The sequence below is a fragment of the Halomonas aquatica genome (assembly GCF_040196335.1).
GTDB lineage: Bacteria > Pseudomonadota > Gammaproteobacteria > Pseudomonadales > Halomonadaceae > Halomonas > Halomonas aquatica.
Genome location: NZ_JBEGCJ010000003.1, coordinates 373,498 through 389,333, shown reverse-complemented (window position 1 = coordinate 389,333; position 15,836 = coordinate 373,498). Strand labels below are relative to the sequence as shown.

The 15,836-nt window shown below is 65.2% G+C and carries 15 protein-coding genes; 4 read left to right on the top strand and 11 right to left on the bottom strand.

All coding sequences use genetic code 11. The features are described from left to right. Position 1: 1 nt before the first annotated feature. The 8 genes from pepQ to can all read right to left on the bottom strand — a co-directional run bounded on the left by pepQ (position 2) and on the right by can (position 8,869). On the bottom strand, positions 2–1,306 hold the full coding sequence (gene pepQ, locus ABE960_RS08130) for a Xaa-Pro dipeptidase (RefSeq protein ID WP_349761743.1): 1,305 nt from the start codon (positions 1,304–1,306) through the stop codon (positions 2–4). Then, positions 1,303–2,256 (bottom strand): LysR family transcriptional regulator, encoded by a 954-nt coding sequence (locus ABE960_RS08125; protein ID WP_349761742.1) that lies wholly within the window; start codon positions 2,254–2,256, stop codon positions 1,303–1,305. The genes pepQ and ABE960_RS08125 overlap by 4 nt, the downstream gene beginning before the upstream one ends. A gap of 61 nt (positions 2,257–2,317) precedes the next feature. Beyond that, on the bottom strand, positions 2,318–3,364 hold the full coding sequence (locus ABE960_RS08120; RefSeq protein ID WP_349761741.1) for an ABC transporter ATP-binding protein: 1,047 nt from the start codon (positions 3,362–3,364) through the stop codon (positions 2,318–2,320). Further along, the gene (locus tag ABE960_RS08115) at positions 3,364–4,383 is read right to left on the bottom strand and encodes an ABC transporter ATP-binding protein (RefSeq protein ID WP_349761740.1); all 1,020 of its coding nucleotides are present in this window, start codon (positions 4,381–4,383) and stop codon (positions 3,364–3,366) included. Before ABE960_RS08115 ends, ABE960_RS08120 begins: the two co-directional genes overlap by 1 nt. Positions 4,384–4,388: 5 nt before the next feature. Beyond that, positions 4,389–5,345, bottom strand: coding sequence for an ABC transporter permease (locus tag ABE960_RS08110; RefSeq protein WP_349761739.1), 957 nt, complete (start codon positions 5,343–5,345; stop codon positions 4,389–4,391). Then, positions 5,342–6,388 (bottom strand): ABC transporter permease, encoded by a 1,047-nt coding sequence (locus tag ABE960_RS08105; RefSeq protein ID WP_349761738.1) that lies wholly within the window; start codon positions 6,386–6,388, stop codon positions 5,342–5,344. Before ABE960_RS08105 ends, ABE960_RS08110 begins: the two co-directional genes overlap by 4 nt. Before the next feature lie 107 nt (positions 6,389–6,495). Further along, positions 6,496–8,070, bottom strand: coding sequence for an ABC transporter substrate-binding protein (locus ABE960_RS08100; RefSeq protein ID WP_349761737.1), 1,575 nt, complete (start codon positions 8,068–8,070; stop codon positions 6,496–6,498). Positions 8,071–8,218: 148 nt separating this feature from the next. Beyond that, positions 8,219–8,869: a carbonate dehydratase gene (gene can, locus ABE960_RS08095; RefSeq protein ID WP_349761736.1), complete on the bottom strand. Its 651-nt coding sequence runs from the start codon at positions 8,867–8,869 to the stop codon at positions 8,219–8,221. A gap of 159 nt (positions 8,870–9,028) precedes the next feature. On the opposite strand from can, the gene gorA reads away from it, so the two are divergent. From gorA to ABE960_RS08075, 4 genes are all read left to right on the top strand, one after another. Further along, entirely contained in the window at positions 9,029–10,390 is a 1,362-nt protein-coding gene (gorA, locus tag ABE960_RS08090) for a glutathione-disulfide reductase (protein ID WP_349761735.1), read from the top strand. A 301-nt stretch (positions 10,391–10,691) separates the two neighbouring features. Further along, positions 10,692–11,270, top strand: a complete 579-nt coding sequence (ectA, locus tag ABE960_RS08085; protein WP_349761734.1) for a diaminobutyrate acetyltransferase — start codon at positions 10,692–10,694, stop codon at positions 11,268–11,270. A 115-nt stretch (positions 11,271–11,385) separates the two neighbouring features. Beyond that, positions 11,386–12,651 carry a diaminobutyrate--2-oxoglutarate transaminase gene (ectB, locus tag ABE960_RS08080; protein WP_349761733.1) on the top strand — a complete coding sequence of 422 codons (1,266 nt, stop codon included), beginning with the start codon at positions 11,386–11,388 and terminating at the stop codon, positions 12,649–12,651. A 92-nt stretch (positions 12,652–12,743) separates the two neighbouring features. Then, a complete protein-coding gene (locus ABE960_RS08075) occupies positions 12,744–13,133 on the top strand; it encodes an ectoine synthase (protein WP_349761732.1) in 390 nt (129 codons plus the stop codon). Positions 13,134–13,225: 92 nt separating this feature from the next. Here ABE960_RS08075 and ABE960_RS08070 read toward each other — a convergent pair whose 3' ends face one another. From ABE960_RS08070 to ABE960_RS08060, 3 genes are all read right to left on the bottom strand, one after another. Then, entirely contained in the window at positions 13,226–13,765 is a 540-nt protein-coding gene (locus tag ABE960_RS08070) for a DUF3833 domain-containing protein (RefSeq protein WP_349761731.1), read from the bottom strand. Positions 13,766–13,953: 188 nt separating this feature from the next. Continuing rightward, positions 13,954–14,397 (bottom strand): hypothetical protein, encoded by a 444-nt coding sequence (locus ABE960_RS08065; protein ID WP_349761730.1) that lies wholly within the window; start codon positions 14,395–14,397, stop codon positions 13,954–13,956. 72 nt (positions 14,398–14,469) lie between these two features. Further along, complete coding sequence (locus ABE960_RS08060) at positions 14,470–15,747, bottom strand: hypothetical protein (protein ID WP_349761729.1); 1,278 nt, start codon at positions 15,745–15,747, stop codon at positions 14,470–14,472. Positions 15,748–15,836: the final 89 nt, after the last annotated feature.

Below are 15,836 nucleotides of genomic sequence, written 5' to 3'. Positions count from 1 at the left end.
GTCACTCCCCTGGCGTGAGGTTGTCGTGGCCGTCCGCCGTGACGGCCACGTTGTCCTCGATGCGGACGCCGCCATGGTCGGCCAGGCGCTCCACCCTCGGCCAGTCGATGTCGCGGCCCGCGGCCGCCTCCCTGAGCGGGGCGAGCAGCATCGGGATCACGTAGAGCCCGGGTTCCATGGTGACCACCATGCCCGACTCCATCTCGCGGGTCAGGCGCAGGGCGGGGTGCGCCTCGGGCGGTGGCAGCTCGCGACCCGCCTTGTCCATGCGGCCGGCCACGTCGTGGACCTGCAGGCCCAGCGAGTGGCCCAGGCCATGGGGGCAGAAGGCGCGTGTGATACCCAGGGACACGGCGGCCTCGGGGCTGCAGTGCACCAGGCCCTGGTCGGCCAGCAGCTCCCCCAGCGCCTGGTGCATCCCCCGATGCAGGGCGACATAGTCGACACCCGGCATCAGTTGGTCGATCATTCGGCGCTGCAGGGCCGTGACACCGTCGATCAGCGGGGCGAAGGCCGGGTCGGCCTCGGGCCCCGCCCAGCTGCGGGTGATGTCGGCACAGTAGCCGCGATGGCGATGCCCGGCATCGACCAGCAGACTGTGGCGCTGTTCCGGTGCCTGGGTCTCGTAGTGCTGATAGTGCAGCACGCCGCCATGGGCGTTGAGGCCCACGATATTGGCATAGGGCAGGGCGGTCTCCCGCTGACGGGAGGCGCCCAGGTAAGCCAGCTGGATATCGAGCTCGGCCCCGCCGCCGAGGAAGGCCTCCCGCGCTGCTTGGTGGCCGGCCATCGCATGATGGTTGGCCTCGCGCAGGCAGGCGATCTCGTAGTCGCTCTTGCGGATCCGACACTCGTCCAGGGCGCGCACCAGTGCTTGAGGATTGTGATCGGCCCTGAGGCGGGCGGCGAGCGACTCGGGCACGTCCCCGAGCACCGCGAAACGACCGGTGGGCAGGGCGGGCGGGGCGTCGTCGCTTGCCATCTCGATGGCGAAACGTTCGACCCAGGCCTCGTCGGGCAGCCGGGCGGGCAGGTGCCAGAAGTCGTCCGGGGCATGCACCTTGAGCCGGGGGCGGTGCCCGGGCTGAATCAGCAGCCAGCTGCGGGCGAGGTCGGCCTGGCCGGTCCAGTGCATGAAGTGGCCGAAGGCGGCGAAGCTCACCTCCTGGTCGTCGGCGAAATGAGTGCGAGGAGTGCCACTGTAGAGCAGCACGCCGTCGAGGCTCAGTCGCTCGAGAACCTGGGCATAGGCCGCCTCAAGGGCCTCGAGATGGCGATGCTGCAGGGCGTCGAGTGAGTCGGTCATGAAAGGGCGTCCGATGATGGGTCAGGGAACGTATCAGGGTTCGGCGCGGGTTCCGCCAGGGCCTCCCAGAAACCCTCGACGGCGGCCTGGCCATCATCTCGACGGCGATAGAGGCGGATCTCCAGGGGCACCTCCCAGCGGGCATCGCCCGCGCGCACCAGCGTGCCCTCGGCCAGCGCCTCGCGCACGGTACGCTCAGGTAGCCAGCCGAGGCCATAGCCCAGGCAAACCAGTTCGCGGATGTTGCCGCTCTGGATGCTCTCATGGAGCACGCGAAAGCCTGGTGTCCCGGTGAGTCCCTGCAGATGACGGCGCAGGGCCATGTCGATCAGTCCGCGGGAGTGGTAGGCGATCAGCGGCAGGGTGGAGCGCCTGCCGGTCTCCAGCGAAAAGCGTGGCCGGCCGTCGACCTCGGGCAGCGAGACAGGCACCATCCGCTCGCTGCCGAGGCAGCGATGCTCAAGGCCCTCGGTCTCCGGCATGAGATGACCCTCGACCTGCGGCCAGTAAGTGAGCGCCACGTCACACTCGTCACGGGCGAGGGCCTCGAAGTAGTCACTGCACAGCCAGCCTGTGGCTCGCAGATCGGGCGTCAGCGGTGGCGGATAGGCCCAGCCGGAAAGCCACTCGGGCAGGAAGTGTGCCAGCAGGCTCTGTGGGGCCGCCAGGCGCAGCTGCCCGGCCTCTTCCTCGGCCAGATGGGACAGGCGCTGACGGGTCGCATCGATCCGGCGCGTCACCTCCTGGCAGAGACCCAGGAACTCCTCGCCGGACGGCGTCAGCGTCAGCGGCAGGTTCTGGCGGTTGACCAGGGTAGAGCCCATTTCCTCCTCGAGCAGCTTGATGCGACGCGAGAAGGTCGGTTGGGTGACGTTCTGCTCCTCCGCCGCTCGCGAGAAGTGCTGGGTCCGGGCCAGGGCAATGAAGTCTTCCAGCCAGCGCAGTTCCATGTCGCTCCTCGAGCCTGGGTCCGGGGACAAAGCCTGATATTGTGCCACACCCCGGTGGGCGTCAGTCGATCCGGCCTTCCTCCACGGCATGACAGGCCACCTGGCTGCCATCGTCATTGGCAATCATCGCCGGAATCTCCTGACGACAACGCGCATTGGCATGCGGGCAGCGACCATGGAAGACGCAGCCCGACGGCAGGTCGACTGGGGTGGGCACCTCGCCCTGCAGGCGGATATGCTGAGGCCGGTCGTCCTCCAGGCGCGGAATGGCAGACATCAGGGCCTGGGTGTAGGGGTGTCGCGGCCGGGCGAAGAGCGTGGCCGTCGGCGCCACCTCGCAGACCCGACCCAGGTACATCACCGCCACCCGGGTGCCGAAATGCTCGACCACCGCCAGGTCGTGGGTGATGAACAGGTAGGTCAGGTTGCGCTGCTGCTGAGCCTCCATCATCAGGTTGAGGACCTGGGCCTGGATCGACACGTCCAGCGCCGAGATCGGCTCGTCGGCGACGATGAACTCCGGGTCCACCGCGAGTGCCCGGGCGATGGCGATGCGCTGACGCTGACCGCCGGAGAACTCGTGACCATAGCGCGCCCCCCAATCGGCGGCGATGCCCACCGAGGCCATCACCTCGGCGACCTGCTCCCTGACCCTCTGCGGCGACCAGTCCGGGTGGTGTAGGCGAATCGGCTCTTCCAGGGTCTGCTGGATGGTCATGCGCGGGTTCAGTGATGCATAGGGGTTCTGGAAGATCATCTGCATGCGGCGTCGGTAGGGCATGAGTTCCTTGTGGGAGAGGTCGTCGATGCGCTCGCCGTCATAGCGAATCTCGCCGGCGGTGGGATGGAGAAGCCCCATCACGGTGCGTGCGACGGTGGACTTGCCGCAGCCGGACTCGCCGACCACGCAGAGCGCCTCGCCGCGCTGGATGTCCAGATCGACCCCATTGATGGCATGCACGTGCTTCTGTTCACGGACCAGCTTGCCGCCCTTGAACTTGAGCTGCTCGAGGAAATCGCCGGAGAGCGAGAAGCGCTTCTCCACGCCGCGAATTTCCAGCAGCGGCGACGCCGCCTCGGGGGCGATGGCTTGGGCTGTCGAACTCATCAGCGAATCTCCTCGGCCGGAATGCGTTCACGATCGAGCATCTCGGCGACCATGTGGCAGGCGACCCGGCAGTTGCCGGAGGTCACGAAGTCGGGCACATCATCGGTGCAGGCATGGCGGGTCGAGCCGTCGGCACGCTCCATGAAGCCACACCGCGGATGGAAGGCGCAGCCGCTGGGCAGGTTGTCCAGGGACGGCATGCTGCCGGGAATCTGGTTGAGCCGGCTGCCCGGAGTCGCCATCTGCGGCAGCGCGTTGATCAGCCCCTGGGTGTAGGGATGCTGCGGATCGTTGATGATCTCGCGGGTCGGGCCCTGTTCGATCACACGGCCGGCGTACATCACCAGCATGCGCTGGGTGACCTGGCTGACCACGCCCAGGTCGTGGGTGATCAGGATCAGGCCCACGTTGTGCTTCTCGCAGAGCTCGAGCAGCAGCGCCATGATCTCGGCCTGAATGGTCACGTCCAGCGCAGTGGTGGGCTCGTCGGCGATGATGATGTCCGGGTCGAGCAGCAGGGCGATGGCGATGATCACCCGTTGGCGCATCCCCCCGGAGAGCTCGTGGGGATACTGGTCCAGGCGCGCCGAGGGGGAGGGGATCTGCACCTGTTCGAGCTTGCGCAGGGCGATCGCCCGGGCATCCTTGCTTGAGATGCGCCGGTGGGCCTTGAGGCATTCGACCATCTGTTCCCCGATGGTCAGCACCGGGTTCAGGGTCATCATCGGATCCTGGAAGATCATCGACATGCGATGCCCGCGGACATGGCGCAGTGCTCGGTCGCTCATGGCGGTGAGTTCCTGGCCGTCGAAGCGAATGCTGCCGCCTGCGATGTAGCCGGGCTTGGCGATCAGGTTGAGCAGGCTGAAGGCCGCCACCGACTTGCCAGCGCCGGACTCACCCACGATGCCCAAGCGTTCGCCACGCTCCAGGCTGAAGCTGACGTCCCGCAGGGCCTGCACGTCCCCACGGCGCAAGGCAAAGCGCACGTCGAGGTTGGTTACGTCGAGGAGTGCCATGGGAATCAGCCCTTGTAGAGTCGCGGATTTAGGACGTCGCGCAGCCAGTCGCCGAGCAGGTTGATGACCAGCACGAGAATGACCAGCATCGCCCCGGGGATCAGGGTGATCCACCAGGAGCCCGACTGGATGTAGTCGAAGCCCGACTTGATGAGCGAGCCCAGCGACGGGTGGGTTTCCGGCATGCCGAGCCCCAGGAACGACAGCGCCGCCTCGGAGATGATGGCATTGGCCACCTGCACCGTGGAGATGACGAAGATCGGCGACAGGGTGTTGGGCAGGATGTGGCGAAACATGATGCGGCGGCTCGAGAAGCCCATCACCCGGGCGGCATCGACGTACTCCTTGCTGCGCTCGGCCAGCACCGAGGCGCGCACCGTACGCGCGTACTGGGGCCATTCCGCCAGGCCGATGATCAGCACCAGCAGCGGCACCGCGTAGTCACTGTAGGTGGCACTGCCGAAGATCGCCTTGACCAGGGCGCCGACCACGATGGCCACCATCAGGGTGGAAAACGACAGCTGGATGTCGGCCATACGCATCAGGAAGGCGTCGACGCGCCCCCCGAGGTAGCCGGCGAGCAGCCCGAAGCTGACCCCCAGCAGGGCCTGCATGGCCACGGCGCCGAAGCCGATGATCAGCGAGACCCGGGCGCCGTAGAGGATGGTGGAGAGCAGGTCGCGCCCCTGGGCATCGGTGCCCATCAGGTAGGCCGGGTCGCTGCCATCGACCCAGAAGGGCGGCAGCTCAGAGGCGAGGATGTCGATCTGCGCCAGGTCATAAGGATCCATCGGCGCCAGCCACGGGGCCAGCACCGCGACGCCGACCAGGGCGATGAACACCAGCAGGCTGATCTGGGCGATCGGGTCGCGCTTGAAACTGTAGAACAGGTAGGAGCCGTGGAAACGCGACCAGCGGCTCGCCACGGGGGCGCTTGCCATGGAAGAGTTCGTGGTGGTCATGCGGGTTTCCCTGTCAGCTTGACGGTGGGATTGACGAGGCCGTAGATGAGGTCGACCAGGGTATTGGTGATCACGAAGATCAGCCCCACGATCATCAGGTAGGTGACGATCAGCGGCACGTCGGAGCGCTGGATGGCATTGAGGAACATCAGGCCCATGCCCGGCCACTGGAAGACCGTCTCGGTGAGGATGGTGTAGGCCACCAGGGTGCCGATCTGCACGCCCCCCACGGTGATCACCGGCAGCATGGTGTTCTTCAGGGCATGCACGAAGTAGATCCGGCGCAACGGGATGCCCTTGGCCCGGGCGAACTTCACGTACTCGGACTGCAGCACCTCGAGCATCTCGGCGCGGATCAGCCGGATGAACAGCGGCAGCATGATGGAGGCCAGCGAGACCGCCGGCAGCACCAGATAGGTCAGCCCGGTCAGCGAGGCGAAGTTGGTGTCCCAGGTGCCGAAGACAGTGACCGGGTCACCGCGGCCGTAGGCCGGCATGCCGCCCTCGGTGGAGAGCAGCCCATTGAGCCAGGCCCCCCAGCCCGTATCGGCGGGGAAGGGCGAGAAGCTCACGCCGATGGCGAACAACTGGATCAGTACGATGGCGGTGAGGAACACCGGTATCGAGATGCCGATGATCGACACCCCCATGAAGAAGCGCGACAGCCAGGCACGGGGCCGGATGGCGCTGTACACGCCGATCGGTACCGACAGCGCGATGATCAGGAAGGTACTGGCCGCCACCAGCTCGAGGGTCGCCGGCAGGTGGCGCATGATGACCTCGGTGGTCGGCTGGTTGAAGGTGTAGGAATAGCCGAAGTCGAACTGGACGGCGTTGCCCGCGAAGCGCAGGTACTGGACCAGGAAAGGGTCGTTGAGTCCCAGTTCCTCGCGCAGGGCCTCGCGTTCGCTCTCCGGCACCGACTGGCCGACCATCTGCTGGATGGGGTCGCCCAGGTTGTCCTGGATGGCGAAAGCGATGATGCTGATGATGAACATCACCAGCAAGGCATGGTAGAGGCGCTTGATCAGGAAGGCGATCATGGCTGGCGTCCCGTGTGCAACACGCGGTGACGCACTCGCCTGGCGAGCACGTCACAGGGGTCGTGGTTTGGAGTCGCCGGCCCACACGGGGCCGGCGCGAGGCGGGGTTACTCTTCGTTGATGACCAGATCCCCGAGGTAGGGGAAGTTCATCACGTTCAGGATCGGCTCGATGTCGACGTTGGAGGCCGAGGCCCAGGCCAGGTCCTGCCAGTGCAGCGGCACGAAGGCGGCATCGTCGTAGAGCGCCTGCTCGACCTGCTGGAGCATCTCGGCGCGCTTGGCCAGGTCGACCTCGAGGTTGGCCTCGGCCACCAGCTTGTCGAGCTCCGGGTTGCAGTAGTTGCCGGCGTTGTACTGGCCGGCCCCGGTGTCGGCGTCCGGGCAGGCGGTCAGGTACTCGTGGAAGTTCGCGCTGTCCTCGGTATCGGCGTGCCAGCCGATCATCATCATGTCGGCGACGCGATCATCGTACTCGCCCCAGTACTGGGCCTTGGGCAGCGTCTTGAGGTCCACCGTGACATTGATGCGCGCGAGCATGGCAGCGACCGCCTGGGCGATCTTGGCGTCGTTCACGTAGCGATTGTTGGGCGCCATCATGGTGATCTCGAAGCCGTCCTCGAAGCCTGCCTCGGCCATCAGCTGCTTGGCCTTCTCGAGGTCATAGCGCGGCTCGAGACCCTCGACATGACCGGCGTAACCGGCCGGCGAGAACTGGGCCGCCGGGGTGGCGAAGCCCTTCATCAGGCGATCGGCGATACCTTCCTGGTTGACGGCATAGGAGAAGGCCTGACGCACCCGCGGGTCCTGGAAGGCCTCGACACGCTCCTGATTCATGTGGAAGAGGATGATCCGGGTGCCCGACATGGTCACCAGCTGGACGTTCTCGTCCTCGCGCACCCGATCCAGGTCGTTGGGCGGAACAGGCGCGATGAAATCGACATCGCCGGAGAGCAGGGCGGCCACGCGGGTGGCGTTCTCGCTGATCGGGGTCATGACGATGTTGTCGACGTTGCCCGGGGACTCCTCATCCCAGTAGTCGTCGAAGCGCTCGAAGCCGATGCGCACGCCCTGCTGGCGTTCGGTGACAACATAGGGGCCGGTGCCTGAGAGATGGCTCGAGGCATAGGAGTTGCCGTTCTTGACGATCTCGTCCTTGGGGTCACCATCCTCGTCGGTACCGCTGTAAAAGGCGCTGTCCATCGGGAAGACATAGGTCGCGAGGTTCAGCAGCAGCGGGTAGGGCTTGCTGGTCTTGATCTCCACGGTGGTGTCGTCGAGGGCGGTGACGCTCTCGATGGGCTCGAAGATCGCCTTGAAATCGGGGCTTCGCTTCAAGCGCTCGACGGTCCAGACCACGTCGTCGGCGCTGAAGGCGTTGCCGCTGTGAAACTCGACGTCATCACGCAGCGTCATGCGCATGGTGGTGTCGTCCACCTGCTCCCAGCCGGTGGCCAGGCGCGGCTCGAAGGTCAGGTCCTTGTTCCAGCGCACCAGCGGGTCGAAGGTCATATGGGAGAGCTGGAGGATGCCGCCGGAGAGCTGCTCGTGGATGTCCAGCGAGACAGGATCGGCATCATAGGCCATGCGCAGGCTGTTCTCGGCGCTGGCCACGGTGGGCAGCACGGCGGTGGTCATGGCGGCGCCGATCACGCTCGCCAGCAGGGTCTTCTTCAGATTCATGTGGGATTCCATGCCGGGTGGCTTGTTGTTGGTGTGATGACCGATGAGGGCCAGTTAACAAGATAGAGAGCCCGGCGGCCGCTGCCCAATCGAAATTTTGACAGGCACCATGCGCCCTGCGAATGAGGTACGCCTGGCAGTGCCTGGTTCAGTCCCCTGCGGGCACGACACGATCGATGCGATAGAGGGTGGCGACCTGGTCGAGACCGTGGACGCTGCACTCGAGATCGTTGACCAGACCGTCACTTAGCCCATAGACCCAGCCATGAACGGAGAGCGGCTGGCCGCGTTGCCAGGCGCGCTGGATGATCTTGGTACGGCACAGGTTGTTGACCTGGGCCATGACGTTGAGCTCGCACATGCGGTCCACCTGCTCGTCGATAGGCAGCGACTTCAGCTCACCGCGATGGCGACTGTAGAGTTCGCGCACCGAATGCAACCAATAGTCGACCATGCCGCACTCGCCGCCCATGACGGCGGCCCGGACACCACCGCAGCCATAGTGGCCCACCACCATGATGTGACGCACCTTGAGCACGTCCACGGCGAACTGCACCACCGAAAGGGCGTTCATGTCGTTGTGGTGGAGCAGGTTGGCCACATTGCGATGAACGAAAACCTCGCCGGGCGGCAGGTTGATGATCTGGTTGGCCGGCACCCGGGAGTCGGAACAGCCGATCCACAGGTATTTCGGACTCTGTTGGCTGGCCAGGCGTGAAAAGTAGTCCGGATCATCGAGGCACATCTTCTCCGCCCAGGTGCGGTTATTGGCCAGGAGGGTCTCGATCTCATTTTGCATGCAGGCTCCGGAAGGCAAGACTGGAATTTCGGTGCTTTGTTTTAACCCCACGGGGGGGGGCGGTCAAACACTCTCCCGGCGCGTCTCGCTGGCTGGTATGATCCGCCTCGAGATTCACTGCGGGTCGAGCACGGCTCGGCCCTTCGACAGGAGACTTCCGTGTCAGACTTCGACTATGACCTGTTCGTGATCGGAGCAGGCTCCGGCGGCGTCCGTGCCGCCCGCACAGCGGCCGCGACAGGCGCCAGGGTCGCCATCGCCGAGGACCGCTACCTGGGAGGCACCTGCGTCAACGTCGGCTGCGTCCCCAAGAAGCTCTACTCCTTCGCGGCACACTTCCACGAGGCCTTCGAGGATGCCGGCGGTTTCGGCTGGCACCTGCCCGAGGCGCCACGCTTCGACTGGGCGACCCTGCGTGACAACAAGATCGGCGAGATCAAGCGACTCAATGGCATCTACGGTCGGCTGCTGGACGCCGCGGGGGTGCGCCTGATCAACGAACGAGCTCGCGTGGTGGATGCCCACCATGTGGAGGTCGGCGGTGAGACCCTGAGCGCCGAGAAGATCCTGGTGGCCGTCGGCGGGTGGCCCTGGATGCCGGACTTCCCCGGCAACGACCTGGTGGTCCACTCCAATCAGGTCTTCGACCTCGACACCTTTCCCGAACGCTTCCTGGTGCTGGGCGGCGGCTATATCGCCGTGGAGTTCGCCAGCATCTTCAATGGGCTGGGCAGCGAGTCTCATCTGGTCTATCGGGGCGAGCTCTTCCTGCGCGGCTTCGACCAGGAGGTGCGCGAGTTCACCCGAGACGAGATGGCCAAGAAGGGCGTCAACCTGCACTTCGATGCCAATATCGAATCGGTCGAGAAGATCGCGGGCGGCCTGTTGGTGACCCTGACCAATGGCGAAAAGCTCGAAGTGGACGCCGTGCTGACAGCGACCGGTCGACGCCCTCATCTGGAGGGGCTGGGACTCGATGCGCTGGACGTGGCCCTGACCGAGAGCGGCCACCTGGCCGTCAACGATCGCTTCGAGACGTCGGTGCCCTCGATTCTCGCCCTGGGTGACGTGATCGGTGGCCCCGAGCTGACGCCGGTGGCGCTGGCCGAGGCCATGCAACTTGTCAGGCACCATTTCGAACAGTCCGCGCCGGCGGCGCTGGATTATCGCAATATCCCCACGGCGGTGTTCTGCCATCCCAATATCGGCACCGTGGGGCTCTCCGAGGAGCAGGCCCGCCAGGCGTGCGGTGAGATCCGTGTCTACACGGCAGACTTCCGTCCCATGAAGCACACCCTCTCTGGCAGCGCAGAGCGCTGCCTGATGAAGCTGATCGTCGACGATGTAAACGATGTGGTGGTGGGCGCCCACATGGTGGGCGAGGAAGCCGGCGAGGTAATCCAGGGAATCGCCGTGGCCGTGCGTGCAGGACTCACCAAGGCCGATTTCGATGCGACTGTGGGCATCCATCCTACCGGCGCCGAGGAGTTCGTCACGATGCGCGAGCCCACCCGGCGCTGAGGGTTGGGGTTTGGGTATTGGCCATCGCCAGGACGTGTCACGGGCCACCCTCAGGGTGGCCCGTTGCTTTGTGTCCCTGACAGGCGTCGTGACGTCCCCGTTGTCGTCATTCCTCGAAAGTATCTGGGCTATTCTCGGTGAGATTTGATCTATTCTCGAGAGTAGCGGTACTGCTGGAGATCCTGTACTGACTAGTATAATTTTCCATTATGGGGCGGTGGGTACAGGATAATCATGGTTTTGAATTGCCGATAAGCCGCTGTTATAATCCTTCTCAAATTCGCTACAGCGAACCACATACATGAACGCTACCACCGAACACTTCACGCCCTCCGCCGACCTGGCACGCCCCACCGTGGCCGATGCCGTGGTGGGCCACGAGGCGTCGCCGCTGTTCATCCGCAAGCCCAACCCCGATGACGGCTGGGGCATCTACGAGCTGGTCAAGTCCTGCCCCCCGCTGGACGTCAATTCCGCCTATGCCTATCTGCTGTTGGCGACCCAGTTTCGCGATAGCTGCGCCCTGGCCACCAACGAGGAAGGCGAGGTGGTCGGCTTCGTCTCGGGCTACGTGAAGAGCAACGCTCCCGACACCTACTTCCTCTGGCAGGTGGCGGTAGGCGAGAAGGCCCGGGGCACCGGCCTGGCACGTCGCCTGGTGGAAGCCGTGATGAGCCGTCCGGAGATGCTCCAGGTCCACCATCTCGAGACCACCATTACCCCTGATAACCAGGCCTCCTGGGGGCTGTTTCGACGGCTAGCCGACCGCTGGCAGGCACCTCTCAACAGCCGCGAATACTTCTCCACGGACCAGCTCGGCGGCGAGCACGACCCCGAAAATCTCGTGCGCATCGGCCCCTTTCGGACCGATCGCATCTGATCGACCGATTCCTCATGGGTTCTGCTGCCACTTCCGGCGGCAGCCACTCATTCTCCCCCTTGTCAGCCGCGTCAACGCGCCCTGATTCCGTCCCATTGCCAACAGGAGGTCGCACATGCAGACCCAGATCCTCGAACGCATGGAGTCCGACGTTCGGACCTATTCACGCTCCTTTCCCGTGGTCTTCACCAAGGCCCAGAACGCTCGCCTGACCGACGAAGACGGCCGCGAGTACATCGATTTCCTGGCCGGCGCGGGCACCCTGAATTACGGCCACAACAATCCGCACATCAAGAAGGCGCTGCTCGAGTATCTGGCCGAGGACAACATCATCCATGGCCTGGACTTCTGGACCGCCGCCAAACGTGACTACCTCGAGGCGCTCGATGAGGTCGTCCTCAAGCCTCGTGGCCTCGACTACAAGGTCCAGTTTCCCGGGCCGACCGGCACCAACGCCGTCGAGGCGGCCATTCGCCTGGCACGCAACGCCAAGGGTCGCCACAACATCGTGACCTTCACCAACGGTTTCCATGGCGTGACCATGGGGGCCCTGGCCACCACCGGGAACCGCAAGTTCCGCGAGGCCACCGGCGGGGTGCCGACGGTGGGTGGCAGCTTCCTGCCCTTCGATGGCTACATGGGCGACAGTGCCGATACCCTGGACTACTTCGAGAAGCTGCTTGGCGACAAGTCCGGCGGCCTGGACATCCCGGCCGCGGTGATCGTCGAGACCGTGCAGGGCGAGGGCGGCATCAACGTGGCCGGCCTCGAGTGGCTCAAGCGTCTCGAGAAAATCTGCCGCGACCACGACATCCTGCTGATCGCCGACGACATCCAGGCCGGCTGTGGCCGTACCGGCAAGTTCTTCAGCTTCGAGCACGCCGGCATCACCCCGGACATCGTCACCAACTCCAAGTCGCTTTCCGGCCTGGGCCTGCCGTTCTCCCAGGTGCTGATGCGTCCCGAGCTCGACGTCTGGAAGCCGGGTCAGTACAACGGCACCTTCCGCGGCTTCGCGCTGGCCTTCACCACGGCCGCCGCGGCGCTGCGCACTTACTGGAGCGATGATGCCTTCGAGCAGGAGGTGACGCGCAAGGGTGAGGTGGTCGCCAAGCGCTTCCAGAAGATCGCCGGCATGCTCCGTGAGCTGGGCTTCGAGGCCTCCGAGCGCGGCCGTGGCCTGATGCGTGGCATCGACGTGGGCAGCGGCGACATCGCCGACAAGATCACCCACCGTGCCTTCGAGAACGGCCTGATCATCGAGACCAGCGGCCAGGACGGGGAGGTGGTCAAGTGCCTCTGTCCGCTGACCATCACCGACGAAGAGCTGGCCCGCGGCCTCGATATCCTCGAGACAAGCGCACGCGAGGCGCTGAGCTGATACGCTGACGGGGTCGCCTGAAAAAGGGCGACCCTGTCACCTGCCGGCCGAGGGCTCGGCCGGATTACCATTGATATCACTGGAGAGCATTCATGATCGTTCGCAATCTCGAGGAAGCCCGCAAGACCGACCGCCTGGTCAAAGCCGAGAACGGCAACTGGGACAGCACCCGTTTGTCACTGGCCGACGATGGTGGCAACTGCTCCTTCCACATCACCCGGATCTATGAGGGCACCGAGACCCATATCCACTACAAGCATCACTTCGAGGCGGTGTTCTGCATGGAAGGGGAAGGCGAGGTCGAGACCCTGGCCGACGGCAAGATCTGGCCGATCAAGCCGGGCGACATCTACATCCTGGACCAGCACGACGAGCACCTGCTGCGTGCCAGCAAGACCATGCACCTGGCCTGCGTGTTCACCCCGGGCCTGACCGGCAAGGAAATCCATCGCGAGGACGGCTCCTACGCGCCATCCGAGTGATCACGCGATAATCCCTCGGCAGGTTGATCGAATCGACGACCCGACGACGGGATTCTGAGCGCCCCCGGCTCCTCGAGCCGGGGGCGCTTGTGTCAGGGAGACCGGTCGAAGACGATAGTGATCTCGGCGAGGGTGATTCCGAACTTGCTCATGGCAGTGCGGTTGATCAGCCGCCCGTCGGGCTGCAGGTACATCCAGTCGTCCAGGGTGAAGGTGATCTCGCGGCCCGAGACCTCGACGGGCAGCCGATAGCGCATCGTGAAGGCATGGCCGACCTGGCGGGCCTCGACGGGACCCTCGACGTCGTTGGCCCGGCCGAGCCAGGTGGCGTCGTCCTGGCGCTCAAAGGTCCAGACCCGACGGTCCGTCTCGCCGTCCTGGTAAGTGAAGCGCTCGTCCAGGGTAAGGGTATCGCCCTCGAGGGTGCCGTCGATCACCACCGTGAAGCGGCGCTGCACCTCGCCGCTGTAGTCCTGCACCATGCCCCAGGCTCGGGTCCGGCCCTCGAAGTACTCGCCGATGTCCAGGGTTGGCGTGCTGCCCGCATAGCGTTCGATGTCGACGCTGCTGCAGCCGGCGAGCAGCACGGCCAGCAGGATCAGGGAGAGCCGATGACGCCATATCTTGTACATGATCTTTCCAATAGCAGGTTTGTGTACAATATAGGCTAGCCGATCGCCGACGCCGGCGCCATGGCAGCGCTTGGCATTGGTAAAGAGGCATCACCGGCAAATGGCGTCACCGAAAGGGGGCGCCATGACACGACGCCGCCCGGAGGGCCTGGGCCTTCCGGGCGGTGCCGGTCTCATTGCGTGGCATCTCACGCCTCGTGGTCGTGCTCCTCGCCATCCTCGTGCTCGCCACGTCCCTCGGGTGGTCCGCCGCCTTCCTCGTGGTCCTCGCCCTCCTCGTGATCTTCACCGGACTCATGGCCGCCGCCCTTGCCGGCCGGCGGGCCCTTGTCGAAGCCCTCGTCGCGGAAGATGTCCGACTCCGAGGAGTGGCCGCCGCGGGCCTCGCCGGTGCCGGCGCCCTTGCCGAGCCGCTTGCGCTGTCCCTGGCTGCCGCCGCCGTGCTTGCCGCCCGAGCCGTGATCCTCTCCCTCGGCATGTGAGTCGGTATGGTCGGTGTGCTCGGCCAGCAGCAGCGCCTCGCTCGGCACCGGGATAAAGGTATCGGCCTGGGCCAGGCCGGCACCCAGGGCCAGGGGAAGCAGGCTGGCCAGCAGGAGCCGGCGCAGGGCAGGGGGGTGCTGCTCGTTCATGGATGCCTCCTGTCGAGACAGGAGCGGCCCCGCGAGGGGCCGCTTGGGTTGAGTGTCAGGCCAGGGTGCCCGTCACGGAGTCGCCGGCGGCTCGATGGCGAAGTCATGGACGAACTCCAGGACCTGCACGGCGTCGTCGGTCTGCTGGGTGAAGGCATCGATGCCGTTGGTATCATCGTCGATGGTCGGCACCTCATTGAAGACTACCGTGTCGAGGAGGTTGACCTCCTCCGGCCGGTAGATGGTGTTGCCGTCGGCATCGACATCCTCGGTCAGCACCCAGACCGTGATGTCGCCATAGAGGGTGTCACGGACGTTGTCGTCATAGACGTAGCCCACACTCTCATTCTCGACCAGCATGGAGAGTTCGTCGTCGAGGTCGACGAAGCCGGTGAGGTTCATCATCTCGTCGACGGTGACGTCGCCGTACTTGTCGGAGGCGGCCGAGAAGGCGGAGGCGGCCAGCGTCATCACCACGTCGGCGGAAACCGTCATGGAGAAGGTCTCCTCGGGGTCGTCCCCCATGGGGCTGGTGGTGATCGATAGGGTGTAGCTGTCGGCATCCGGTTCGCTGCCGGCGGCCTCGATCAGGGCGACGTAGAGGGCGAAGTTCTCCAGCGGCGAGTCGATGGTGGAGATGGTGTCGTCGTTGATGACCAGCAGGCGCCCGGCTTCATCGGTCATAGAGGCGAGGGTTGCGGCCGTGATGCTCACGCCATCGAGCTTGGAGAGCAGCTCCGCCAGGGAGTGGTCGGTGACGCTTTCCGGCGAGCGGGCCACATTCAGGCGGCCGAACTCCACCGGGATGACGCCCTCCGGCATCTCGTAATCGCCTTCCTCGACCTCCACCAGCTGGGTATAGGAGTCCGGGTTGTCTTCGGTGCAGCCCACTACCAGGCAGGGCTGGATGTTGCCGTTAATGTCGCGGATCGGTGTGCCATCGTCCTCGCGCAGGATAACGACGATATCGCCGTAGTCGCCGCCCTTGCCGCTGGTGGGACCACCGCCGCCACCGGCGTTGTCGGGCTTGCCGCCGCGGTCGGCACCGCCCTGGCCCTTGCCTTCGGGCCGGCCGCCATCATCGTCGCGGAAGACGTCGGACTCCGCCGAGCCGCCCATCTGGCCACGACCCTGGCCGCCCATCTGGCCCTGGCCCTTGCCGCGACCGACGTTTAGCAGGTTGTCATGGTTGCCGCCCTTGCCCTGCTGGGCCTGGGCACTCTGCATGAAGAAGCCGGCATCGGGGAAGACGGCCGTCTCGATCGCGGCGGCGCCCAGCAGCGGAATCACGGCCGCTGCGGTCAGGGTGGCCAGCCGGGTGACGCCGGATGTGTTGCGTGATGTGCTCATGTTAAACCCCCCAAGGGTGAGGCTGATGATGTGCTGCTGTGGGTGCAGCGCTGACGGTGAATGCCAGTCACTTCTAAGGATAGTTTTGG